The organism is Deltaproteobacteria bacterium HGW-Deltaproteobacteria-4 (assembly GCA_002841765.1).
Taxonomy (GTDB): domain Bacteria; phylum Desulfobacterota; class Desulfuromonadia; order Desulfuromonadales; family UBA2197; genus UBA2197.
The window spans coordinates 37239-62864 of record PHAV01000017.1 but is presented as its reverse complement, the minus strand read 5'-3'; the positions used below and the strand labels follow the sequence as shown (position 1 = coordinate 62864).

22 protein-coding genes are annotated in these 25626 nt (G+C 55.3%); 2 read left to right on the top strand and 20 right to left on the bottom strand.

Features of this window, described 5'->3' with window-relative positions:
- Positions 1 to 228 precede the first annotated feature (228 nt).
- The 13 genes from CVU69_11705 to CVU69_11645 all read right to left on the bottom strand — a co-directional run bounded on the left by CVU69_11705 (position 229) and on the right by CVU69_11645 (position 12500).
- A complete protein-coding gene (locus CVU69_11705; protein PKN11638.1) occupies positions 229 to 693 on the bottom strand; it encodes a hypothetical protein in 465 nt (154 codons plus the stop codon).
- Positions 694 to 725: 32 nt separating this feature from the next.
- Positions 726 to 1430 (bottom strand): hypothetical protein, encoded by a 705-nt coding sequence (locus tag CVU69_11700; GenBank protein PKN11637.1) that lies wholly within the window; start codon positions 1428 to 1430, stop codon positions 726 to 728.
- A gap of 125 nt (positions 1431 to 1555) precedes the next feature.
- Positions 1556 to 2272 (bottom strand): precorrin-2 C(20)-methyltransferase, encoded by a 717-nt coding sequence (gene cobI / locus CVU69_11695; GenBank protein ID PKN11644.1) that lies wholly within the window; start codon positions 2270 to 2272, stop codon positions 1556 to 1558.
- Between the two features lie 95 nt (positions 2273 to 2367).
- Positions 2368 to 3582: a cobalamin biosynthesis bifunctional protein CbiET gene (locus CVU69_11690; GenBank protein ID PKN11636.1), complete on the bottom strand. Its 1215-nt coding sequence runs from the start codon at positions 3580 to 3582 to the stop codon at positions 2368 to 2370.
- A gap of 108 nt (positions 3583 to 3690) precedes the next feature.
- Positions 3691 to 4611, bottom strand: coding sequence for a hypothetical protein (locus tag CVU69_11685; GenBank protein PKN11635.1), 921 nt, complete (start codon positions 4609 to 4611; stop codon positions 3691 to 3693).
- Positions 4608 to 5222: a hypothetical protein gene (locus CVU69_11680; protein PKN11643.1), complete on the bottom strand. Its 615-nt coding sequence runs from the start codon at positions 5220 to 5222 to the stop codon at positions 4608 to 4610. The genes CVU69_11685 and CVU69_11680 overlap by 4 nt, the downstream gene beginning before the upstream one ends.
- Complete coding sequence (locus CVU69_11675) at positions 5219 to 5617, bottom strand: hypothetical protein (protein PKN11642.1); 399 nt, start codon at positions 5615 to 5617, stop codon at positions 5219 to 5221. The genes CVU69_11680 and CVU69_11675 overlap by 4 nt, the downstream gene beginning before the upstream one ends.
- Complete coding sequence (locus tag CVU69_11670; protein ID PKN11634.1) at positions 5595 to 6107, bottom strand: hypothetical protein; 513 nt, start codon at positions 6105 to 6107, stop codon at positions 5595 to 5597. Before CVU69_11670 ends, CVU69_11675 begins: the two co-directional genes overlap by 23 nt.
- Positions 6108 to 6130: 23 nt before the next feature.
- A complete protein-coding gene (gene gspG, locus CVU69_11665; GenBank protein ID PKN11633.1) occupies positions 6131 to 6565 on the bottom strand; it encodes a type II secretion system protein GspG in 435 nt (144 codons plus the stop codon).
- An 84-nt stretch (positions 6566 to 6649) separates the two neighbouring features.
- Entirely contained in the window at positions 6650 to 7861 is a 1212-nt protein-coding gene (gene gspF, locus CVU69_11660) for a type II secretion system protein GspF (protein ID PKN11632.1), read from the bottom strand.
- Between the two features lies 1 nt (position 7862).
- Positions 7863 to 9551: a type II secretion system protein GspE gene (gene gspE / locus CVU69_11655; protein PKN11631.1), complete on the bottom strand. Its 1689-nt coding sequence runs from the start codon at positions 9549 to 9551 to the stop codon at positions 7863 to 7865.
- Positions 9544 to 11616, bottom strand: a complete 2073-nt coding sequence (gspD, locus tag CVU69_11650) for a type II secretion system protein GspD (protein PKN11630.1) — start codon at positions 11614 to 11616, stop codon at positions 9544 to 9546. The genes gspE and gspD overlap by 8 nt, the downstream gene beginning before the upstream one ends.
- 11 nt (positions 11617 to 11627) lie before the next feature.
- Entirely contained in the window at positions 11628 to 12500 is an 873-nt protein-coding gene (locus tag CVU69_11645; protein PKN11629.1) for a hypothetical protein, read from the bottom strand.
- A gap of 202 nt (positions 12501 to 12702) precedes the next feature.
- On the opposite strand from CVU69_11645, the gene CVU69_11640 reads away from it, so the two are divergent.
- A complete protein-coding gene (locus CVU69_11640; protein PKN11628.1) occupies positions 12703 to 13161 on the top strand; it encodes a hypothetical protein in 459 nt (152 codons plus the stop codon).
- A complete protein-coding gene (locus CVU69_11635; GenBank protein ID PKN11627.1) occupies positions 13161 to 15077 on the top strand; it encodes a hypothetical protein in 1917 nt (638 codons plus the stop codon). The genes CVU69_11640 and CVU69_11635 overlap by 1 nt, the downstream gene beginning before the upstream one ends.
- A gap of 86 nt (positions 15078 to 15163) precedes the next feature.
- On the opposite strand, the gene CVU69_11630 is transcribed toward CVU69_11635, so the two are convergent.
- From CVU69_11630 to CVU69_11600, 7 genes are all read right to left on the bottom strand, one after another.
- A complete protein-coding gene (locus tag CVU69_11630) occupies positions 15164 to 16408 on the bottom strand; it encodes a hypothetical protein (GenBank protein PKN11626.1) in 1245 nt (414 codons plus the stop codon).
- 240 nt (positions 16409 to 16648) lie between these two features.
- Positions 16649 to 17977 (bottom strand): peptidase M23, encoded by a 1329-nt coding sequence (locus CVU69_11625; protein ID PKN11625.1) that lies wholly within the window; start codon positions 17975 to 17977, stop codon positions 16649 to 16651.
- A 45-nt stretch (positions 17978 to 18022) separates the two neighbouring features.
- Positions 18023 to 18418 (bottom strand): phage holin family protein, encoded by a 396-nt coding sequence (locus CVU69_11620; protein ID PKN11624.1) that lies wholly within the window; start codon positions 18416 to 18418, stop codon positions 18023 to 18025.
- 156 nt (positions 18419 to 18574) lie between these two features.
- Positions 18575 to 19840 carry an MFS transporter gene (locus CVU69_11615; GenBank protein PKN11641.1) on the bottom strand — a complete coding sequence of 422 codons (1266 nt, stop codon included), beginning with the start codon at positions 19838 to 19840 and terminating at the stop codon, positions 18575 to 18577.
- A gap of 739 nt (positions 19841 to 20579) precedes the next feature.
- Positions 20580 to 22409: a TIGR04442 family protein gene (locus tag CVU69_11610; GenBank protein PKN11623.1), complete on the bottom strand. Its 1830-nt coding sequence runs from the start codon at positions 22407 to 22409 to the stop codon at positions 20580 to 20582.
- On the bottom strand, positions 22409 to 23218 hold the full coding sequence (locus CVU69_11605) for an MBL fold metallo-hydrolase (GenBank protein ID PKN11622.1): 810 nt from the start codon (positions 23216 to 23218) through the stop codon (positions 22409 to 22411). Before CVU69_11605 ends, CVU69_11610 begins: the two co-directional genes overlap by 1 nt.
- Complete coding sequence (locus CVU69_11600) at positions 23215 to 25605, bottom strand: hypothetical protein (GenBank protein PKN11621.1); 2391 nt, start codon at positions 25603 to 25605, stop codon at positions 23215 to 23217. Before CVU69_11600 ends, CVU69_11605 begins: the two co-directional genes overlap by 4 nt.
- Positions 25606 to 25626 lie beyond the last annotated feature (21 nt).

Below are 25626 nucleotides of genomic sequence, written 5' to 3'. Positions count from 1 at the left end.
TCAAGGCAACCTTTATCAGCCGCATGAACCGCGAACTGATCAAGTCGCTAATCAATCCCCCCCTCGAAGTCAAAGAGGGCGGCGGGGCGTAAGCTTCAACAAATAACTCATGCAACGATGACAAAGGGCCCGGAAGATCAATTCTTCCGGGCCCTTTGCTTAAGTTTGTTTAAGTATCCCTTCTTCCCATTGGTGGAGAAGGTGCCCCGAGAGTCATAAACGATCTAATCAATTGGCGGCAGTTGTGAATTGGACGCTATACGGTGCTTCGAGAGTTTGACCGGTTTTTGATCTGACATTTTGCGAAACAAACAATGTCAAATTACTTGCAGGGGTTAACAAACAGGCATCATCAATCTCGTATAGAAAAGTCTGATTAATATTGGCTTCCAGTCCGACACCCGGTGCAACGCTAGAGATCGTTATCTGACAGTCGGTGTCGGGTTCCGCGGCTGCCAGTGGCCAGACTGCATTTGTAGATTCATTTTTAACGTAAACCGTTGACAAAGTCAGGCTTTCTGCCTGCATCTCCATATTGAAGGAGACCAAGATCTCTTTGCCAAGAAAATCTTGCGTGCCGGCACTCGGGCTCGTCCATACAACCCGGGGCGCTTCGTCTTCGTAATCTCCACAACCGGGCAGGACTACGCTACCGAGCAGAAGAAAAATAAGAAATATTTTTTTCATTGTCATCTCCTGTTGAAAATTATCAACTCTCCGATTAATTAAAAAGTCACATTAAGCTCGACAGTCAGGTCTGACCTGTTCAGCTGAAAATCGTCGTTGGAAAGCTCGAAATCCAAAAAAGTCTTGCTCTCATTCGTCGGCCAATTATCAGGAAGACGCCAGCGGATGCCCATAACCCCGGCATAGCGCTTACTAAGTTCAAGATCAACATTGCCAGTGGCAGTTGCATCACCAAAACTCAAGGTCGGACCGAAATAAAGACTGGCATCCTCAAGTTCAAGCTGAGCCATAAAAGCCACAGAGGCTTTTATCATATCTTCAATCTCTACGCCGTCGTTATCAAAGGGCTTCAACACATAGCTCACTTGAACAACCGGACCAAGAGACAGAGTTTTTCCCTGATAGATCGGGCCACCGACAGTGGCGCCGACAAAGGGGACAGGGCTAGAGGAAAAATCGACGCCCGTAACGCTGTCCATGTCGACGACTCCACCGCGAAGACCCAAAGCCCACGCACTGCCAAGCCCGAAACCCACTTTGGCATAAGCAGTTTTCTGCCGGAACAAGCTATCTCCGCCGGCCGTCCAGGTATCATGCAAAACCCCGCCGCCCACACCAAGGGAGAGCTCACCGGCGGTCAAAAAGGAACGGACGGGACCGAAGTGCTCGGCGCGGGCAGACGGAGTCATGGCTCCAAAAACAACAAATATCACCGTCAGAAACAAGGCCGTGGTTTTTTTCATCGTGTTTGGCTCTCCTTAAATAATTAAATCTTCTAAATTTTTGGAAAAATATCACATGAGACGTTGTGCTGCAATAACATAACGGACTGTAAATTCAAAGCAAAAAAGGAGGATCCTTACCTTGCTCAACGATCTGCGATGGTTTTTTGCATAATCAGCAAGGACATATAATCAAGAGTTTTTTCCGACAAAGAGGTCAGATCGGTAACAATCTCTTCCTGTTCAGAGCTGACCCGGCGCACATAGACGGCATTATCCTGCAAATCCAGCTCGGTCAGCAGTGCTAGGATGGCGTCAAAACGCCGATGCACTTTCATCAGCACCACCGTATCAAAGTCGTGGAAAACCTGCCGGAGCTGATCCGTTTCATAGGTCGCCGGCAGGATAGCGATGCGGTCAGATGCCATTCCCAGCGGGACGCCGGCGGCAGCAGCAGCGGCGAAGACACTTGAGATGCCGGGGACAATCTCCAGCGGCACGTCCGGATAGTCCTCTTTGAGAATCCGGTAGATATAAAGGAAGGTTGAATACAAGAAGGGATCGCCGATGGTGATGAAGGCGACACTGCGGCCGGCACGGGCGTGGGCGGCGACGGTGGCGGCGGCTTCGCGCCAGAAGGGGAGGAGATCGGCCTCCTCCTTCTTCATAGGGAAGACCTGTTCGACAATGCGCTGGCGACTGCGGTCGAGATAGGGTTCGACGATAGAGAGGGCAAAACTCGCCGCTTCGGCCTGTCCGGTCGGAGCGCAGATCACATCGACGCTGCGAAGGATCCGCTCGGCCTTACGGGTGATTAATTCCGGGTCGCCGGGACCGACGCCGACGGCGTAGATGGTAGCAATGTCGTTATTTTTCAATTACTTAGTTCTCCAAACTTCTTTTGAAGCGACCACCCCCGACCCCTCCTTAGTTAAGGAGGGGTCGGGGGTGGTGAAGGTCAGTTTTCCTTCTTGGCGGTAATGATATAAACCGGATTCTGCGCCTCAAACATGCGGTATTCAGTGAGATTACGGGTCCGGGCAACATTGATACAGACGATTTCGAGGAGATAGCCGTGATCTTCAAAGAACTCCACCGCCTTGGTCAGGGTATCGAGAGTAACAGCGTTGAGGACGATCACCCCTTCGGCCTTGAGGCGTTTGTCGATAAAGTTGATGATCTCTTCAAGGTTGCCGCCGGAGCCGCCGATAAAGACGCGGTCAGGATCGGGGAGCCCTTCAATCCCTTCGGGAGCGTAAGCTTCGATGAGCTGTACGTTGCGGGCCACGAACTTCTTCAAGTTGTCACGCAGATGGATCAGAGCCTCGGGATTCTTTTCGATGGCAAAGAGTTTGCCGTTGGGGAGGAGATTGCTCGCCTCGATCGAGACTGAGCCGCTGCCGGCGCCGATATCCCACAGAACGAGATCATCCTGCAGCGCCAGTTTGGCGAGGGTGACGGCGCGAACTTCCTGCTTGGTAATGAGCTTTTTCACCGAGGCGAATTCGTCATCATGGATACCGAGCAGCGGATATTGCTGTAACGTCGGCTCCCAGACCTTGATGAATATGACGATATTGAGGGGGGCCGCGGGCAGTTCCAGCAATCCCTTGACGTCGGTGCGGGTGAACTTTTCGTCCGTTAGACCGAGGCTTTCGCAGAGCCAGACAACATAACCTTCGGCGCCGCGGGCGAGGAGTTCGGCAGCGATCACGGCCGGAGTATTTTTTTCGTCAGTGAGGACGGCGGCTTTCTCGGCGGCAACGATGCGGTCGATCGTCCCCTTGAGACCGCGACCATGGACCGAGACAAAGATGGCGTCATCCCAGGGCTCTTTGATCTGGGCAAAGGCGTACTGGACACTGGTGACGTTGGGGAGGATTTCGATCCGCTCCTTGGGGAGATTACGGAGGAGAAAGCGGGCAATACCGAAAAAATTGGGGTCACCGGAGGCAAGGATGACGACACGTTGTTCACTGCTGCGCAGGAACTCCAACACTTCGGGGAGGCCTGGCAACTCGCGCTTTTCACCACTGAAATCGGGGAAGATGTCGAGATGGCGCTGATGTCCGAGCAACAGGTCGGCAGCGGCAATAACTTCCCGCGCCTTGCTGCCGAACCCTTCCCAGCCGGTGATGCCGGCGCCGACGAGATAGATTTGTTGTTGTGCCATATCATGACCTCCATGTAGGGGCGGTTCACGAACCGCCCTGATTTTACCGCAATAAATTTGCAATCGGGCAATTCATGAATTGCCCCTACAATTTATAAACTAACGATATCAATATACCCGCCGCCAGAGTTGCCGGTTCCCGGCTTTTTCCAAGAGCACCTCGACCGTGCGCACTCCGTCGTTGACCTGGGCAACGCTGCGGATCTGGTAAAACTGACTGGTCACGGCGATATCAACATTGCGATTCAGGGCCGAATAGGTCTCGATACCGAGGACCTCCTGCACTTCACCTAGCGATTTAAAGGGTTTTTCCTGACGACGCTCCAACAATTGGTCGACATTGCCAGAGGTGACGTCACTATCCCAGACCAACAGAAGATCTTTGCCAGCGCTGTTAAGATTGAGCCGACTGACCCCCGCGACTGTGACATGCGGCGTCAGTTTCTCTACGATCTCCGGCGTAAATCCTTTCACCAGCAGCAACTCGTCGACCGTATCGAGCGGACCATCCTTGCTCGCCAGCGGCGACGCCAGCCCCTGATACCAGGAATTTTCCGCACCGCGCGGTGAGGTCGTTTGATTGCGGTCGATCCAGTCGATCAGGGCATCGCCGAGGGCGTCAGGATCGTCAATCTCCAACTGGGTCAACAGCCGGCGTAAACGATCCCGCATGAGTGGATTCGGATTCTCACCGAGGTTATCGACCACCTTGTTGAGATTGAAGCGGCCATCCGCATCGACGATACGGATCGAAACCGTCGCATCGTCACTAACCGGATAAGAAGGAATCCCCACCCCCCACATCTCGCTCGGCGTATCGTAGCCATTGTTATCGTCGCGCAGCAGCTGCCGCCCGACCTCCACCCCGCCGCGCGCCAGATAATAAGCGCGATTACTGTCGCGGAAAGTTTCAGTCAAACGCAGATCGACCAGAGTCGAAAAGGCCCAATCGGTGAGGAGCGCCGAGAGGAGGGCGACAACGACAAGGACCAGAAGGAGTACGGCACCGCGCTGATTACCAACACTCATCGCGACGCCCCATCCGGGAGATCGAAGGTGCCGCGCAGCAAGGTTTCGCGATTCTCCGAATCAAGAAGAGTGATCGTCAACTCCACCAACTGCGGCAGGGGGTTGTTCCCTTCCCCTGACCAACTGTCCACCCAGCCATTGGCCCCATAAAAACGCCACAGGACACTTTTGACATTGCCACACAAGGGGTAGGAGCCGCTGTCAAGGCGATCACGAAGATGATACGGCTCTTCACTGCGGACGAGATAAAGGCGATCACTGGCGCTGCTGTCCATCGGTTGCAAGCCGTAACGCAGGGCCGCCATGCCGCCGCGCCCGGTCGCCGCCAACGTCGTTGAAGCGGTCGCAAAGCGGAGCTCGGGGCGGCCGTCGCGATCCGTCGTTGCCAGAAAGAATTGCCCCCCCGACGCTGGCATCCAGGCGCCGCGCAGCTCGCGGCCGAGTCGCTCAAAGAGGACCCGCCCGATCTGTGACGTTTCGCTCTCGACCAGCACCTGCTGCCTGGCGGTGAAGACGGCGGTAAAGACTCCGTAGATCGCGGTGAGGACGATGGCGGTGAGACTGACCGCGATCAGCACCTCAATAAGGGTGAAGCCGGCGCTGCGTTTCATAACGAACTGCTATCGCGGACAAAGGAGGTCAGCGTCACTGCTTCGTTGCGCTCAACTGCTCCCCAACTCACGGTCAGATCGATGCGTCGCACCGACGGCAGCGGGGTATCGAGCCAGACGCTTTGCCAGCGAAAGCGTTCGTCGGGAGCCGGAAAATCGCCGCTTTCGTCCTGACGGCTGTTCTCCTTGCGGGCCGCGACCTCGATCTCGGCAAGGCGGCTTTGGGCGAGCAGGGTGGCGCGAGTGGTCTGCTGCAAGCGATCGTGCACCGCCAGCGAGCGATTGCCGAGGCCGAGGAGGACGGTCACCGCCACCGCGACAATCGCCGTGGCGATCATCACTTCGAGGAGGGTGAAACCGCGCACCGATCGCTCAGAACTCACGATAGCCCTCATAAACCTCGGCGCTGCCGGTATAAGAAAGGAACCGGATGGTCAAAATCTGACGATCCGCACTTTCGAGATGAATGACCGTCTGCGGCAGCCAGCCGGTCGGCGAGATGGTCAGAGTCGTTATGCTGCTGGTCACCTTCTCCTGCCCGGCCACCGACACATCGAGGAGCTTCACCCCGCTCGGCAGCTTGCTCTCCGCCGCCAAGCCTTTAACCGCCACCACTTCGCGAAGATCATTCAGGGTGCGGGGACGCAGGGAGTTGCTATCCAGATCAAAGAGCAAGCGATGCTCTCTGCCGCTCAGGGCCGCCTCGTTGTAAAGGAACTTGATGGTTCCGGCAATCCGCCGCGCCCCGCGCTCCGGGCCACCGGCATCGATCTCCGGGAGGCGGGGGATGACCAGCGACGAAAAGAGGGCTATGAGAAAGAGGACCACCATCAATTCGATGAGGGTGAAGCCACGTGACGCGTACGGACCCGTTGCGACGTTCATCAATCTGCTCCGCCGTGTGGCGATCAGTCGAGCTTCCAGCTTTCGATATCGGCATTATTCCCCTCACCGCCGGCTTCGGCGTCGGCGCCAAGGGAGATCAGGTCAAAGTCGCCATGGGTGCCAGGCGACAGATAGATGTACGGCGTCCCCCAAGGATCGGTCGGAACCCGCTTCAGATAACCACCCTCCGGATATTTGGTCGGGATGCGACCGATCGTCGGCTTGCTCACCAGCGCCGTCAGACCCTGTTCGGTTGTCGGGTAGAAGCCGTTATCGAGTTTGAAGAGGCCAAGGGATTGCTCGATCCCCTTGATATCCGTAGCCGCCTTGGTGATCCGCGCTTCGTCCGGGCGGCTGAGGAGCTTGGGGACGACAAAGGCGGCGAGGATGCCGAGAATAACGACGACGACCATGATTTCGATGAGGGTGAATCCGCGATTGTTTTGGTGTTTTTTCATAAAAATCCCTTTTTTGTAGGGGCACGGCGTGCCGTGCCCCTTAACGTCATTGTGTTTACAGATCGGGCACGGCACGCCGTACCCCTACTTCATCCCCTGACTCGCTTCGAAGATCGGCAGGAGGATAGCCATGACGATGAAGCCAACGGCACTCCCCATGACCAGGATCATCAGCGGTTCAAGGAGAGAGAGGAGGCGATTGATCGCCAAATCGACTTGTTGTTCATAGGTATCGGCGACGCGCAGCAGCATGGTTTCGAGCTCACCGCTCTTTTCGCCGACGGCGATCATCTGGGTCACCATCGCCGGCAAAAGTTTGGAGCGGCGCAGCGGTTCAGCCAGCCCCTCCCCTTCGCGCACCGCCATGCTCGTTTCCGCCAGGGCGCGTTGCAGGACGCGGTTACCGACGAGTTGCCGGGCAATCTCCAGCGCCTTGAGCATCGGCATGCCGCTTTGCAGCAGCGTTGCCAAAGTGCGGGTCAGCCGCGCCGAAGCAATCTGGGTATTGAGCCGGCCAAAGAGGGGGAGTTTGAGGGCGATCGTGTCACGCCGTAGCTGCCCTTCCGTTGTTCGTAGATAACGGGCGAGAACGACGAAGCCGATCGCCAGCAGGATCAGGAGGATCCAGCCGTAATTGCTCAGGAAATGGCTGCCACCGATGAGGAGGCGGGTCGGCAGCGGCAGCGCCTGGCCGAGATCTTCGATCATCCGGGTAATCTTGGGGACGACGAACGCGACAAGAAAGACCAACACCGAACCGCCGACCACTGCCATCAGCAGGGGATAGGTAATCGCCGCGAGGATGCGGCCACGCAGCTTCGCCTGGTCTTCGAGGAAATCGGCAAGGCGCTCCAGGGTCAGTTCGAGGGTGCCGCTGCTTTCGCCGACCTGAATCATGTTGACATAAAGATCGGAGAAGATACGGGGATGGCGGCTCAGGGCGATATGCAGCGCCTCCCCCTGAATCACCGCTTCGCGCGCCAGCGCCAGGGCCCGGCCGAATTGGCGGTTTTCCACCTGACCGCCAACAGTCGCGAGCGTTTCGTCAAGGGTCAAACCGGCTGCGAGGAGAACGGCAATCTGCCGCGTCGCCATCGCCAGTTCATCGACGGCGACCTTTTGCCGGGCGAAGCCGCCGAAAAACCCCTTGCTCGCGCCAGTCGTTTCCTGCACCTCGGTGGCGTAGATCCCTTCCTCGCGCAGCTTGGCAAGGACGGCACGCCGTCCCGCTCCTTCGACACTGCCGTTGACTTTGCGGCCATTGGCGTCAAAGCCGGCGTAATCGAAGAGGGGCATTCTAGACCTCCTCCTGAGTGACGCGCAGCACCTCTTCGAGAGTGGTCTCGCCGGCGGCCGCTTTAGCCAGACCGGCATCGCGTAGCGACTTCATCCCTTTGCGCTGCGCTGCTGCCTTGATCGTCGCAGCATCCTTGCGCGCCAGCAGGAGCTCGCGGGTCTCTTCCTCGACCGGCAGGAGTTCATAGATGCCGCTACGTCCGCGATAACCGAGCCCCATGCAGCGCTCGCAGCCGCGACCCCGGTAATAAAGGGCGCCATCATTGGGGAGACCGGCGTCGGCCAGGAGATTAGGGGAGGGGTGATACGATTCGCGGCAGTGTGGACAGATTTGCCGGACCAGACGCTGGGCGATGATACCGACGATGGAGGAAGCCGCCAGGAAGGGTTCGATCCCCATCTCGACGAGGCGGGTGAGGGCACCGGCCGCATCGTTGGTATGCAGGGTCGAAAAGACCATGTGACCGGTGAGGGCGGACTGCACGGCGATCTCGGCGGTCTCGGCATCACGGATCTCGCCGACCATGATGATATCGGGATCCTGCCGGAGGATAGAGCGCAAACCATTGGCAAAGGTCAGATCGATCTTGGCGTTGACCTGAATCTGCCCGACGCCGGGAAGCTGGTACTCAATCGGATCTTCGACGGTGATGATATTCTTTTCACGATTATTGAGGCGGGTCAGGGCGGCATACAGGGTCGTCGTCTTGCCGGATCCGGTCGGGCCGGTAACCAGGAAGATACCGTGACTCTTGCGGATCATGGCATCAAGCTGGCGGAGAAGATCCGCTTCAAGGCCGATATCCTCCAACTGCAGCACCTGACTGCCGTGATCGAGGAGACGCAGCACCACCCGTTCGCCAAAAGCGGTCGGCAGGGTCGAAACGCGGACATCGACATCCTTGCCGGCGATACGGACGCGAAAGCGGCCATCCTGAGGGAGGCGCTTTTCGGCGATATTGAGAGCCGCCATAATCTTGATACGCGACACAATGGCAGCATGGGATTTATGCGGCGGCCGCAGCGCTTCGTAGAGGATGCCGTCGATGCGATAACGGACGATGAGCTCCGTCTCGAAGGGTTCGATGTGAATGTCGCTCGCCCGCTCTTTGTACCCCTGGGTGATAAGGCTGTTGACAAAGCGGATGACTGGCGCTTCGTCAGAGACATCCAGGAGATCTTCGGGTTCCGGGGCGCGGCTGTCATTGTCGCCGGCGGCAATCTCTTCGACCATCTCCTTCGCCCCTTCGGAGCGGCGTTCGAAGTCACGATTGATGGCCCGAAGGATTTCGTCGGCCGGGGCAACAACCGGCAGAATACGCTCCCCGGTGAGGATGGCAAGATCATTGCGGGGCCGACTATCATAGGGATCAGCCACCGCAACATGCAGTCCATCCTCCTGCCGGCCGAGAGGGAAGATGCGGAGATCCTTGAGATAGGCAAGGCTCAAGCGGTTACCGAGATCGGCAAGGGAGGTTTCGGGCGGGATCGTCTCCAGCAGCGGCAGGCCACTCTGGCAAGCCAGGGCGCGGGCGAGTTGCAACGGGGTAACACTCTTTTGGGTCAGCAGGAGATCCCCGAGGCGGCGCCCCGGTTTGGCCTGCTGCTGGGAAAGGGCGATGTCGCGGACGCTGGCGGAAAGATCCCCCGCTGCGACCAGAATTTCGCCGAGGAGAACCCACTCACTCATGGGGAACGCTTTCAAGCAGGGTCGGGTCGGACAATTTCAGCTGCTCCATCGCCGCATCAGCGTACTTGTTCTTCTTCAGAGAATCATTCATCTCGCTACTTTGAAACTTGTTCATCGCTTCGCGATTGGACTGCGTCACCCGCGCCAGATCTTCACCATTACGGACAATCCGCGGGGTGATGAAGATTAGCAGGTTGGTCTTCTTTACGGTCGTCGATTTGCGTTTAAAGAGCCAGCCAATCAAAGGGATATCGCCAAAAAATGGGACCTTGGTGATGACTTCCTGCACACTGTTACCGATCAAGCCGCCAAGGACAACAGTCTTGCCGTCTTCCGCAACGACGGTATTTTGCAACAGACGCTTGGTAAAGGTCGGGCCGACCTGATCGACGGAGCCGACACTACTCGTTGCCAGGTCGGTGATCTCCTGAAAGATCTTGAGCCGGACGAGATTCCCCTCGGTCACCTGCGGGGTGAAGCGCAAGGTCAGGGCGACATCTTGGCGTTCCACCGACACACTCGTCGCCAGTCCACTGCTGCTGCTGGTGGAGGTACTGACGGCGTTGGTCAAGCGCGAGGTAATGATCGGCACGTTCGAGCCGACAACGATCTGCGCTTCTTCGTTGTCCGAGGTGAGGAGGCGGGGCGCCGAGACGATGTTGACATCGGTGTCGGTCTTGGAGAGGTTGATCAAGGCCGAGAGGGCCGGGATCTGTGTCGTTACGCCGTCGACCGTGACGTTAACCATTTTGGAAAAGCCGCCGAGCATGATGCCGTCAACCGCTGTGGTCAGGAGACTGGCAGGAGAAGCTAACATGCCGATATTGCTGCTTGTAGTCTGATTGGAAACCCCGAAGACGCCGCCATTGGTGCTGCTGACAGCCGCCCCCTGCAATGTGCTGCCGAGCTTTTGCGTCGCCTCCATGGAGAGTTCGAGGATCAGCGCTTCGACAAAGACCTGCTTGCGGCGGATATCGAGCTGCTTGACGATCGTCTTGAGGGCGTCGTAGTCCTCAGGAAGAGCATTGATAATCAGGGCGTTGGTCGCTTTGTCGGCGGTAATACTGACCGGCTCAGTCGGGGCCGCCGCTTGTCCCGACACCTTCTTCGCCTGAGTGCTCTTCACGCCGGAGATAATTTCATTGAGGGTCTTGGCCAATGTTTCGGCATCGGCGTTCTCAAGATAATAGACATTGATATTCGAACGAGGGGTCCCCATCTCTTTACGATCGAGACTGAGCACTAGAGCACGAATCGTCACAATTTCTTCAGCTTCGGCAAGGACAATCAGGGCATTGGAGCGCGGATATGCCAAAACTTTCCCCGGGGCTGTCGCCGCCGTCCCGCGCGACCGGCGCGTTGGCGTTCCTCCCTGCGCCAGGATCTGCGTCCCGATCAGGGCCAGCTCTTCGGCGGAGGCATTCTCGAGAAAGATCACATCAAAATTACTGCTGGTTCCCGGCACATCGAGCTCGTCGATGATTTTGAGTAACCGCTCAATGTTGGCCATCGAATCGGTGATGATCAGGGTATTGGTCGGGGCATAAGCGACGACGCTCCCGGACTTGGGAATGAGAGGGGTGAGGATTGAGGTGGCAAAAGTCGCCGCATCGATGTTTTGCACCGGGACGAGGCGGGTGACGATCTGCTCTGCCCCGCTCGACGCCGCGTCGCTACCGGTCGGGACGGTATTCTCTTTGGCGTCCTGAGCGCGGACGACCTTATTCATCTTGCCGGCCGGGATGACGGTAAAGCCCTTGACGCTAAGGACGGAGAGGAAGACCTGATACGCTTCATCAAGAGACATCCCCCGCGGCGAAATGATCGTCACCTTCCCCTTGACGGTATCGTCATAAACAAAGTTTTTTCCCGTCATCTCGCTGATCGTCTGGATGAGATCGGTGAGTTCAACGTCTTTGAAATCGAGGGTGACACTGGCCGCTTTTCTGGTCGTGGTTGCTTCTTTTTTAACGGCGGTCTGCGCTTCTGCCAACGGACAAAGAGGGGCAAAGGTTAAGGCAAAAAACAGGGCAAGTGTCGCCAGGATGAACGGTCGTCTCTGCACCGGTAGGCCTCCTAATCGAGATTATATTCAAGACTCAACGGCGCATTGTTGCGCACAACGGCAACGACAATATGCTGCGCTTCGCGTAACTGCTGAAAGATCTGCAACGCTTTTTCCGGACTGTCAAGAGCCAGCCCATTAACTTCTTTAATAATGTCTCCCTTTTGCAAACCAAGAGAGGTAAAGATCGTGTTCGGCCGGAGCATCTTCACCTCGAAGCCGTCGGTCTTGCCATTGACAACATGCGGTTCCATACGCGCCTGCTTCATCAATTCACCGAGATTGGAGCGCGCCTTCTCGACCTCGGCGCGGGAAATGGCAAAACGGTTATCACTCGTGCCGCGAATCGCCGGATTCGTTGCCGTTGGCACACTCGTCCCCCCCTCTTCGCCCGGGATCTCCGGCGGCAGAATGATCTGTTCAGAACCATCCGGGTAACGCAGTTTGAGAAGTTGGCGGGCAATAGCAATGACCTTGCTGCCGTCAGCGAGACTATCATTCAGACGAAGAACACTGTTTTCATTGCCAATACGGATCAGGGCGATCGGCCGATTACCCCCGGCAATAGTGCCAAGAAGAAGGATGTTGCTGCGGGGCTGGACAGCGACGCTGGAACTGTTCTCCTGTTTGCTCGCGAGACTGTATTGACCGGCAAGATGCGGGGCAAAGAGACTGCGCTGAACGATAATCTCGTAATCAAGGAGAGCCGTCGCCGGTCGCATCGGCCCCCCCGCCGTGCTGACCGCAGTGGGAGGGACTACGGAGGGCGCGCGGGCTAAACGCATCCCGACCAGCGACGCGCCAAGATGCCCGAGGGTCAACCCAAGCAGGGCCAGAGCGGCAAGAAGGAGAAGCGGAAAATGTCGCAGGGGAAAATTCAGCATTATTAGCTATCTTGGTAAGGGGTGGAATAATAGGCAAGATTACATGGCAGTCCGGCAAATTGCAACTATTAGCAAAAAGATAAAAGATTATAGATTGACAGTTTCTCATCCCTGCTTTAACTTTAAGAAACAATTTCAACTACAAGCAACCACGGGGAATCCATAGGGGATGCCTCATTACTTCATTCATACGGAGGTTTCTATGAAAAAACTGCTCGTCACTACCTGTCTCACCGTTGTCGCGGTCGCTATGGCCTCGACCTCCTTTGCCGCCAGCTACGGCGCAGCTGGTTGCGGTCTCGGCTCCGTTCTCTTCAAAGATCAACCGGGGCCCATCCAAGTTGTTGCGGCAACGACCAACGGCATCTCCGGTAACCAGACCTTCGGTATCACCAGCGGCACCTTGAATTGCGGTTCCCCCCTCTTTGCCAGCAACAACCAGATCAATAACTTTGTCGCCCAGAACATGGATACTCTGGCCCGTGACATCGCGCAGGGACAGGGCGCCACCCTGACCGCTTTTGCCGAACTACTGCAGATTCCAGCGGCAGAGCAGGTCGAATTCGCCAACAAGCTTCAGGAAAACTTTGACAAAGTCTTCACCTCTGACCAGGTTGTGATGGCGGACGTCATTGATAACACCGTAAGCGTTATCAATTAATGTTCTTTTGCTATCAGCAAAAAGAGCAAAAGGTATGCGGCGCAAGGGGCGTCGCATACCTTTTTTTTATCACACTCTCCCTCTACGCTGCGTTGGCAACAGCGGATTCCGGAACAGAGGAGGAGATGCGATCCTTGTCAGAGGAACGAACCTGGCAGGTATTAATGCATTACCGACAGCAGGGAGATCGCTATACCAGCCTGATCGATGATCCGAAATTTTTCCTGATGCCGCAGGGGAAGACCAACCCACAAGCCGAAATGAATGCCAGTCTTCAGGCACTTCTGCAACCTGTTGACATTGATGATGAGCATTTTCGCTGCCGCTTCCCGGCCCGGACGGAATGGCTGATCTCCGTCCTCAATCTCAATGAACTCGCCCTGCCGCAACCTCACTGCAACAAACTCAATGAAACCCTGACCTCTGTCGATCCCCGTTCCGTCGTCCTGGTCTTTCCAGCGGCCCACAATAATGGCCCGGCTTCGATGTTTGGTCACACCCTGCTGCGCGTTGGCAGTTCCTACAAAAGTCCCCTCCTCTCCGCTGCGGTCAATTACGCCGCCAACGATACGGACAGCAATGGTCTCCTCTACGCCTTCAAGGGGATTTTCGGCTTCTATCCGGGGTACTTTGCTCTTCTTCCATACTATGAAAAGCTAAATGATTACAGTGGAGTTGAACATCGCGATATCTGGGAGTACAGCCTGAATCTGAGCCCGGAAGAATCACGACGCCTGATGTTGCACACTTGGGAATTGCAGGCGATCGCTTCCGAGTACTATTTTTTTGATGAAAACTGTTCTTTCATGCTCCTCTTCCTCCTAGAAGCGGCACGGCCGGAGTTGCGCCTGGCGGAAGAATACTGGGAGCGTCGCTCCTTCTGGGTTATCCCTGTCGATACGATTGCCACCATCCGCCGGGCCGGGCTGATTACTGATGTCACTTATCGCCCGGCGCAGGCAACGCGCATTCGCCATCGTGCCAGCCTCCTTACGGAACAGGGTAGGCAGCGGGCCTTTTCCGTTGCCATGCAGCAAGAGCCGGCCCATGTTCCGACACTGCAGCAGAATTCTCCGGAAGAGGAAAGGCAGATACTCGATCTCGCAGCAGAATATGTCCAATACCGTTATTCCCGCCAGGAATTGCCACCGGAGGAGTTTCGGCCCCAGTTTCTTTCCATCCTCAAGGTGCGCAGTCAGTTGGGGCCGGGAGCGGTTGATGTGGAACAAATGCCGACTCCGGAACAACCGGAAGCAGGACATGAGGCGGGACGAATCAGTATCGGCGGCGGGAATGAAGGGCAGGGCCCGTTTTTGGAGTTCAGCTGGCGGCCGGCCTACCATGACCTCCTAGATCCTGACGAAGGGTATACGCAAGGGGCGCAGATCAATTTTTTCGCCCTGAAAACCCGTTATCGTCTTGATGACCAGGACTTTCGTCTACAGAGCTTCCGCCCGGTCGATATCCTTTCCCTCGCCCCTCGTGACCTCTTTTTTCAGCCGATTTCCTGGAAAGTTAATCTCGGGATTGAGCGACTTCGGCTCGCCGATGAAAACGAGCCTCTCGCCTTTATTCTCAATACCGGGGGCGGCCTCGCTTGGGAACTTTCGGCAGAAACTCTTGGTTACCTGATGGTTGAGGGACAGGTCAATGCGACGGACCAGTTACGCGAAAATGTCGAGATCGGCGGCGGCTTCTCTATCGGCGCAATCTCCCGACTGCATCCGCGCTGGAAAACACATCTGGTTGCCAGCGCCCTCACCTACCTGCCGGAACGCCACAGCCATTTCCGGCTCCTTTTTGATCAAAACTTCAAAGTGACCCGCTTAAGCGGCATCACGATCCGCACCAACTGGGAAGAGCGTTACCACCGCTCACAACTCGGCACCACGGCCGCCTTCAACTGGTATTTTTGACGCTGTTTTTACAAAAAAGGCGGACGAAGCAAGAATCCTCTGCTTCGCCCGCCTTTTTCCTGCTGCAATCTTTTCTTAACATCTATTTAAAGCCCACCGGCAAGTCCGAAAATCGGACAAGCTTCTAGTGTTGCGGCCGCCAAAGATTCCTCTGTCCCCGTAAAGACCGGTGTTGGATTGGTACCGAGATAAATCGTGACGATATTGTCTGCTCCATTGTTGGACAGGAGAATTCGCGCAGCACTATTCAGCTCAATTTCCCCTGAGCTTGTCGTCTCCTCCCCACTACTATAATCAAGGGTATACTCTATCGGTTTAATCGTTTTTATTGTGTAGGAACCAGCCAGACAGGTCGCCGGGGTCATGACCGTTGCAAAGGAGCCACTGGCTTCCCATAACCCGGTTTCACCCGTTGCATTTAAGTCATAAACGTCTTTTGTTTTCAGCTGGTTGGCGGTAAAGATCAGACCAACACTTTCACCGGAAAAGGTCCCTGAAAAAGCCATCGTTCCGTTCGAGACAAACTCCTCTTCCGTATGAGTTACAACCCCACCGTTCAGGGTGTTTTTACTCGTTCCGGTGTCGGTCATATCGACAGTAAAGCTAAAGGTATCCGCGGCATCACTATATGTGTACATTCCCTTGAAGGATGAGGATTGATGGCTGGCAAATAATGTTGGAGTATCCGTGACCACGGTTTCGGTCCAATAGTCGGTGCCGGAAGCCTTCCTGGTTGCCACGACAAGCCCGCCGCTATCAAGCTCCTGGATAACAAAATCTGTTTCATCATTAACGTCTTGATCGCCATTCCCTTCAATGACAATTGATTGTGAAGTGGCGCCATCATAAATCTCTTCCAGGGAGTAAGTGCCGTTTATTAGAAGGCTATCTTCCCGGCATTCATCGTAGGTTGTTGTTCTTTTAAAACCACCACCGTCAGGTTTCTCGATATAATCTTCTGTAATTGTCCCAAACACAGAACAATTCGTTATTGTGAGTGCATACTTTTGCACCGTCATTGCCCGCGCCGACTTGGCGAGAAACTTCTGGATGGCAAGAGAGCTCTCTGTATCCGGCAAATTTTCGCTGACGATACGGGAAGTAAAAATCTTCGCAGAACTCCCCACGCCTGCTGGGGATGAGATCAGATTACTGAGCCCATCGCCCCTCACCAGTAAGAAAGAGGCTGCGGCCTGCTGGGCTTGCGCCGGGGTCGTGATCGGAGCTGCACCAGGACCACCGCCACTACTGCCGCCACCGCCACAACCGGGAAGGAGGAGAGAAGCCAGCGAAAAAATTGATAAAATCTTTATCCAACTTATCCCGTCCATTTCAACCTCCCGCTTTTTGTTGAAATTATTGTGTCTGCACAGAATATCCTGTTGTGACGACTATAATTTACAAAGGGGAAAGTGCAATCGACCCAAAGACCATTTCTTTCAACCGAAGGGATTAGCCAGAAGAGACAGAGACCCGCGGGAAGGTTTAAAGTCTTATCTAAACTTTAGTATGGGGATCTGTCCGGCCCACTCTTGACCATCCAGCTCCCGGGCTCGTTACCAATTTTCCCCCTATTTCTGCATCGGGTCGAGGATGTACGTTGCCATCCACTTCTCCTCCATCCAGTCTTCCGGTCGCACCGGCACCCCGCCGACTAGCACTTCAAAGTGGAGATGATCGCCGCCGGACATACCGGTATTGCCACTGCGGCCGATCTCTTCGCCGCGGGTCACGCTCTGTCCCACCTGAACACTGAGATTGCTCATATGCCCGTAAAGGGTCTGGACACCAAGACCGTGATCAAGGATAACGCAGCCGCCGTACAGACCGAAATACCCAGAAAAGAGGACTTTCCCGGGGTTGGCGGCGAGTATCGGTGCCTGCGCCACGGAAGCGAGGTCGGTGCCGAGGTGGGTCTGCTGATCGATCAGCCGGCCGTTATAAAAGTAGTCCCGCGCCTCGGCGTAAGCACCGGTGGTCATGGCGCGCGGCATGCGCAGCATCGCGGCGCTCCACAGGGGAGTGGCACTACTCTGGACCGCAAGCTCAAAAAGGGTCTTGCGGTTTTCGGCGCGGATGTCACGGTTGACCTTCAAAAAAAGGTCGATCCCGCTCCCGCCCGGCACCAATGCCTGAAACTCTTCGGTCTTGCCGGCAATAAAGGCGTCAGAGACGTTAATCTTCGCCTGTGGAAATTTACGGGCAAGGAGACGCAAGCCCGGGCTGACACGCGTCTCATTGCCGGCGAGATCTACAGCGACCAGCTTCGGTACATAAGTTGCGGTGTTGGCCGAAACAGGAAAGGGGACAACACACAGATAACGGCCGTCACTCTGACGATATCCGGCAAAGAAAAGACCGTCGGCCTCTACTCCACAGCGGCCGGTCTCTTCGGAGACCGTGTAGACAATCGTCGCTGCCCCTCCTTGCCAGATCGGCGTGGTGTCGCTGTGCAGTTCGATCTGCGGCGGCTGCCGATCCAGGGTCAAGGTCAAATTCAGCTGCGCGCGATTACCGTTGCCAAAGGGAAAGAGAGCCTGATCGCGCACTTCAAAACCAAATTCAACACTGCCGTCGATCAACCCGGTTTTCCCCGGATCCAGTTGAATTTCACTGCTCTTCTCGCCGGAGAACTCCTTTTGCGTCAAGACTGTCTCGCTGCCGTCTTGCCGGGCGATTATCCGCAAAGACTTCAACCCACTCCCGGAATCACTGACCTTGATCGTCAGCGGTCGCTGGGCGGAGAGCATCCCTTGCGCGGGTGAAACTTCAATGACTGGTGCCTTGAGATCACGCAGATAGCCGTAAAAGCCGGCAATCACAGCAATTAACAATAAAAAACGCACATAGCGCATACCATTGAAGGGACGAGGAGGACGACGAAGGCGATTTTTTCTCACGTTTTTTCCTTGCAGAGAGGTTGCAAAACAGGCCGTGAACAGCGGTTATTCCCAATTGCCATCACGGTTACGGCGCAGCTGGACCACTCCGACTTTTCCGTCTTCCCGCACGAACAGGTTGAGGAGAGCACTGACAAAAGAGATAAAGAGGGAACCGAAGAGCGCGGCCCAAAAACCTTGCACAGTAAAACCCTCAATGATGAGGGACGCAATTTTAAGCAAAAAGCCGTTAATGACAAAGGTAAAGAGCCCTAGACTCAAGATATTGAGGGGGAGCGTCAGAAGGAGGAGGAGAGGCCGGACAAAGGCATTCAGGACTCCGAGAATCGCCGCCGCAGCCAAGGCGGGGACAAAACCGGTGACATCAATCCCTTTAAGGACATACGCGGCAGCAAGAATGGCGAGCGTCAGAATAAGCCAGCGCAGTAAGATACCTTTCATCGTTTGCACTCCTGTTTGTTACAAGGATGGGGGGTGAAGAGGAATTTTTATAGCACTAACTAGATAAGCACGGCAAGGGTGAAGAGCACAGCTTCCAACAGAAAAAGCCCGGCGGAATGCCGGGCTTTTTCTGTTAGTACAATAGCAGCGAAACGTTTAGTTGTTGACCTTGTTGTAAGCCAGCTCGTCTTCTTCGATCGCCACCAGGACCTTTTCTTCGACGGCCGCCTTCTGGGCACGCAAGGAGAGCGACATAACTGCACCGATAAGGAGGAGGACACCGGCCGAGACAAAGGAAATGGTGGCGCTGCCGAATTTATCATTGAGAGCAGCGGAGATCTTCACCAGGACAAAGGCACCAACACCCCAGGCCGAGAAGAGAATTCCATAGTTCATGCCATAATTCTTGGCCCCCCAGAAATCTTTCGCAAAGGAGGGGAAGAGACAAAGGTTGGAACCATAATTGAAACCGATAAAGGTGGCAAGCAGGGTGACGATGATCGGGCTGGCCGTGCTGCTACCGACAACCGGGATGGCAGCGAACATGAGAATCGCCTGAAAAAGGAGCATGATCGTCAAGGTGGCGCCGCGGCCGATTTTGTCTGAGACCAAGCCGGCAATGACCCGGCCGCCGGCATTACCGATGGCCATGACTGCCACCGCCACAAAGGCATACTCGCCCATGCTCTGCTTGGCCATTCCGGCCATGCTGCCGATGACCATCAGTCCGGCGCCGGCACCGATAAAGAAGGTGACCCACAGGGTGTAGAGACGGCTGTCGCGGAGGACTTGGCTGGGGGTCATATCAGCAACCGCGGATTTTTTGGCTGCTGCGCTTCCGGCTCCTTCGACAACAAAGCCGGCCGGAGGGTTACTGACCAGCAGCGCCATGCCGCAGACGATAGCGATAAAGGCGATGCCGAGGATCATCATTGTCTGGTGCAGACCGTAAGCACCGAGGAGGTACTTACAGGCCGGGGCGAGGTAGACCGGGGCGATGCCGAAACCGGCGACGACGATGCCGGCAATGAGGCCGGTTTTAGCCGGCGGAAACCACTTCAGCGCCGGCGGGGTGGCGGCCGAGTAGCCGAAACCGAAACCGAGGCCGGCAAGGACGCCGAAACCGAGGACCCATCCCCAGTAACTGGAGGATTGCGAACAGAGGATAAAGCCGGCGCCGACAAAGAGTCCACCGATGATGGCGGTGATGCGCGGACCGACCTTGTCCTGCAGTTTCCCGCCGATAATCATCGACACGGCAAAGGAGAGACAGGCTACGGCATAAGGGTCACCCGCGCCGGTAAAGAGCTTGCCGATATCGGCTTTGAGCATGCTGTAAGCGTAAAGGATGCCCAGGGCGAGGTTGATGCAGGTACCGGCGATAACGACGGTCCAGCCACGACTGATCGAAAATTTGCTCATTGTTTTTTCCTCCTTGCGAGTAGGGGTCGACTGCAGACCATGATGGGTGGAGAGACAGTGCAAACGATGGGTTAAAGACCAGCGAGCCTTGAAAGGCTTGACCACAGGGTGAGAGGCAGTTGCAACAAAGGCGGCAACCGCCGGTTCGTGCACCGGGGCCGCGACAGGGGGGGGGGGGAGTTGCTCGGGCGCAGGAACGGCGGCGGCGTGTTCGGGGAAGCGATCGACCAGCTCCCGATATTTCATGCAGTCACTACAACGATTATTGCAGTAGGCGACCATCATCCGGACGTCGTGCGGTGAAATGTAGCCACAGCCAACATCACACACATCATCATCCTTGCCGAAAAAAGGGCAGATATTGTTGTTCGCCATATGCTGTTCCCTTACAGTGATTGTTGCGCGACTCGTTCCGACTGCGTTCGTCGTATCTCTCTTTACAGCAACCGCTGTACCAACTTTTTAAATTTCACAAGAATAATTTTTTCTTACTTAATTACGAATAGTTAGAGTGAAAGAATCTATGGCCTCGCAGCTCTTTTCGCCATTGATCTTTTTGCAAAATTGCTAATACCGGAAGGGAGAAGGAAGTGAGCAGACGCATTACGCATGGAGGGATGAAGAAAAAAATCAATGATTTCAGTTTTTTAAAAATTAATTTGCATAAACGTTTTTTACATCAATGGATTTTTTTGCAGAAGTGCAAAAGAGCGGGGCAGGAGGGGGTGGAAATTTTCGGTCAGGCATTGAGGCCTTTGCGAATCTGATAAAGATCGTCGATCGCTAACTCATTAAGTTCAAAATATTCCCGTTCAAGCTCCTCGACATAAAAACGGTCCAGACCGCTGTTTTCGAGAAAATCTTCACGCAGTAAAGTATCGCGATTGGCAACGATCTGCGGCAGGAGGTTATGCAGATAGATAGCCTCCGTCTTGATATTGACAACGACATCGCGAAAGAGCTGCACCGGAATCGGCGCATTCAACAACCCCTTGTTGTGTAATTCTTCCGAGACCTCGCTGAGGAGAGCTTCCTGCTCGGCACGGGTATTGTACAGTGAATAGAACTTACGGATTCGCTCCTTGATGTGACTGAGGAGGAGTGTGTAAAGGTTCTCCTGAGCGTCAAGATCCCGCATTGCCTGCAGCAATTGCTGCACGGTCTGACGATCAGCAATGATGGTAGCAAGGCCGTCCCGCAGGATCAGGATCTTCTTGCGGCCATAGTTGCTGATATACTTATTGCTGAGGATATCGCCGAAAAAGAGGGAGGTAAAGAGCCCGGTCGATAGCTCCTCAAAGGCGCGCAGACTGCCAAGCAGAGAGCGAATCATATCTTCGTTGAAACGACTGTTTGGCATAAAGGCGAGCTGGCTGATGTGGGCGGAAGTGGTATCGTAACGATCGAAGAAGGTAATGATATAAGAGAGACTCTCCATCAAGGAGAAGTCGGCGCCGTCCCGGATCATCTCGTCACAGGTTTTTCCGGTATCGAGGAGAATCTGCTCAAAAGTGTGATCGCGGTTTTCACTGGCACGGCGCTTGGCGTGCAGAAGGCGGACCATATCCTGTTCATCGATACTCGCGTCGATCTGCCGTTCGTGCAGAAAGATGCCATCGAGGATCTGCCGAGTCTCAGAGATGTAATCCTCTTCAAGATCGACCTGTTTATCATTTTTCAGCATTTCATCGAGCGTATAGAAAAGCGCCGAGGGGATCTTGTTACGCACCGAGAGGGTCTTCAGACGGGTGAGGCGGGCATTTTCGAGTTTATTGATGCTCCCTTTGCGATCGCAATTGATCAGAATGTTTTTGTACTCGTCGACGATCCGGCGGTTCTCGGGATGCTTGTACATGATGTCGACACGGATCCGCTCCTGCTGATAACTATCGATTTCTAGTTGTTCAGCAAGCTCCTGTAGCGCGCCAAATTCATGATCAGGAATGGCGCGATAGGTGTGATAAAGACGCTTGAAGGCATCGTGATATTCTTTGTGCTTCGTGTTGATGAGTCGGATCAGATAAAGAGAGCTGCGCAGGCCGAGGAGGCTGAAGATCTCTTGAATGAGGAGGCTGTCATCAGCTTCGCCGACATATTCACTCCGCTTGAGGAGTTTGCCGAGGAGGCGCAGAATTTCTTCCTGTTGCGTATGAACCGGACCGGGAAAGGATCCAGAGATAAAGAAGAGATAGTTGCAGACGGCATTGCCGTCAAAGAAGAGCCGTTCGAAGGACATCCGTCCCTGGGTCTGGCGGGTGAAGCGCAGGGTACGATCGTTTTCATGATAGGTGGTGCCGTACAGGACAAGGCGGTTGCGGACTTCTTCCTTGGCGAGGTCGGCCAACGGCATATCGACCCCGAACATATATTCACAAAATGTCCCGCCATTGCCATTATAACTGACACCGTCGCAATCGATATGCAGTTCATTGCCGGGGGAGAAAAAACGAAGTTGACCACCGTCATGAACTTCGTAGAAGTAGCTGTGATAGATGTCCCGGGATGCACCCGTAGAGAAATATTCCACCGAAGCATTGATCTGGCCGTGCAGGCGAATTTCCTGAAGCATCAGCTGATTTCTCCTGCAGACCAGGAAGGGGTGAATACCAAGGGGAGGACTTGCCCGTCGTATGCGAGCTCGATCCCCGCTGGCAAGGCAGCACCGTGCTGACGAGCATCAACATCATGACTCAAGTGGGTGAGGATGGTCCGGTCGATAGCGAGGCCCTCAACAAAAGCGATCACCTCAGGAATGCTAAAGTGCGTCGGATGCGGCGAGAACCGCAGTGCATCGATGACCAGCGTCTTGATCCCGACCAGAGCGGCGCGCGTGACGGCGGGGATGCGATTACAGTCCGTCAAATAAGCAAGATTGCCGATGCGGTAGCCAAGCACCTGTTCCTCTCCATGCCCGATGGCCAAGGGGATGATCGGGACGGTGCCAATCAAAAATGGCCCCGTGATCGTCTCAAGACGTAAGCGCGGTCGAAAGCTGCTGTTATCCTCCGGCAGAAAGATATAAGGAAAGCTCCGCTGCAGAGTGGCCACGCACTCCGGCGATCCGTAAAGAGGAATCGGCTGCTGATCGCGACGATTGAAGGAGCGCAGATCATCGATACCATGCACGTGGTCAGCGTGCGTATGGGTATAAAGGACCGCATCAATCTGTTGCAGCCCTTCGCGCAGAGCCTGAAAACGGAGATCCGTCGCGGTGTCGACAAGAATATGCTCCCCACCGCAACGGATCAGGGCACTACAGCGGCTGCGCTGATTACGCGGATCGTCGGAACGACAGACCGGGCAGTGACAGCCGATCATCGGCACTCCGGTACTCGTTCCGGAACCGAGGATCAACAGGGACCCTTCCCCGTTGCTCATACTTTGAAGGCGCCGACTTCACCTTCCAGGGCCGTGGTCTGGCGCGACAGGATCTCAACCACCTGATCAAGCTCGGCAGTACGCAGAGTGGTCGATTCCGAAACTTCGCGAATACTCGACACGGCTTCGACGACCTGACGGGTGCGCTCGGTCTGCTCACGGGTCGCTTCATCGATGCGCTCGATCATGGAGCGAATCCGCTCCATACTCAGATTAATTTGGCGGCTTCCCTTGGCCTGTTCACCAGTGGAGAGTTTTCCTTGGGCGGCAATCTCCTTCATCGACTCCGAGGCACGAGCGAGCTGGCGGGTCCCTTCGCTCTGCTGCTTGATCGCCGAAGCGATCTGATCAAGCATCGACGACACCTGGTTGATCGAATTAGTGATCTGCCGACTACCGCGGGATTGCTCTTGCGTGGCGCGGACGATGCCGCCGACCTGCTCTCTCGCCTTCATCGTACTGCTGCGAATCTTGTCGAGAGCCTGGCCGGCACTCTTGGAGCGCTCAACCTCCTGGTGCACCCGCTCGCTCCCGGCCGCCATAGCCCGGACCGCATCTCTGGTGCCATTTTGCAGATTGGTGATAATGGCACCGATCTCCCGGGTTGAGACTGCCGTCCGCTCGGCAAGCTCCCGAATTTCATCGGCAACGACCGCAAAACCTTTACCGTGTTCGCCTGCCTGCGCAGCAATAATCGCGGCATTCAGGGAAAGGAGGCTGGTCTGATCCGCGACTTCGTCGATGACGGTGAGAATCTTGCCGATGGCATTCGACTGATTACCAAGATCTTGAATAACGCTGCTGGCCCGATCAACCGATTCGCGGATAGCAAGGATCCCCTGAATCGTTTCATCGACCGTCTCTTTCCCTTTCTGGGCATCGACGGCGGCTTCCTCGGAGAGCCGGCTGGTCTTTTCGGCATTCTCTTCGATCTCTTTGATCGAGGCGTCAAGCTCGGTAATCGCCGATGCTGTCACCTCGGTCGAGGAGGAAAGGATTTCGACATTCTCGGCGATCTCCTGGCTGGAGACGGACATTTCACTGATTGAACTCGAAACATCTTCCACTGTCGCAAAGAGCTTCTCCATCTGGTGCGCAATCTCTTCAATCGTCGCTCCGAGCTCGAGAGTGGCAGACGAACTTTCTTCCGCCGCCTCTACCAGGGAACCGGTACTCTCGGCAATTCCGGAGATCGAACCTTCGATCGCCTGGACCGCCAGATAAGATTCAGCGAGAGATTGCGCTTGCTGTTGCGTCCCGGCATTGACCTGGCTTGACGAGTTGCGAATCCGGTCGGTCGCAGTGTTGAGATCGACAGAGACATCACGGGTGCGGCGCACCATGTCGCGCAGGCGTTCGGTAAAGTTGTTAAAGCTAGCGGCCAGTTCACCGACTTCATCATTCGAATTCACCTCGATGGTCCGGGTCAGATCCCCCTCCCCTTCTGCCATCTCCTTTAAGGTCGCATTCACCAAAAGGAGGGGCTTGACAATGTCATGGGAGATCGAATTGCCGACGAAAAAAGCCAAAATCCCAGCGCCAACCAGAAGGATAAGGACCGCGATGCGGAAACGGAGTTGGGCGGTATTCCTCTCGGCGTTATTCAGAGCGAGAAGGATGCCGGCATTACTGCCGAGATCACCGGAAAAGAGGAGATGGTCGGCGCCACTGAGTTCAAGCTCGCCTCCCTTTTCCTCGATGATCGTCGCGAGGTCTCCTTTTTTGAAGTCCTGGTTGGAAGTGCCGACAAATTTCTTATCATGATAGAAAGCAACTTCCGCATCACTCTCTTTTTGCAAGGGCGTGGCAAAGTCATCGTTGATGTAAATCGCGGCGACGGCGAGACCGATCTGCTCTTGTTGCAAGCGGATCGGGGTCGCGGAAAGGAGGACCAGCTGATCGCCGAAGAGTCCGATCCCATCGGTCATCGTTCCCTTCAAAGCGGTTTTGACCGCGGGGCTGTCCAAAACTTCCGTATGAGCATCCCCTTCTCCTCCGTTTCTCCGCCCCGTAAAGATCGATGCGCCGTTCATGTCGAGGATCATAAGAAGATCGGCACGGGACCCTTTAATGGCTTCATCGGAGATCCGCTTGATCTGCTCATTATCACCAGTGAGAGACGCATAGTAAACAGCATTGACCAGATCGGTATTGCGCGAAAAGAAGGTCACAAAACTGCTGATTTCCCGGGTACTGACCTCAATACTCTTCTTGACATAAACCATGACCTGATTGCCACGTTTTTCGATCTCGTGCGTCATCTGTCGCTCAACCATGGTCGTCAGGACGACCAAAGTGATGAGCAGCGGGAGCAAGGGCAGAGACAGGAGTGCGGTCAGAATCTTCCGACGCAGGTTGAGTCGGCCATAAATATTTTTTATTTTCATTAAAGATGCCTATGAGGTAGC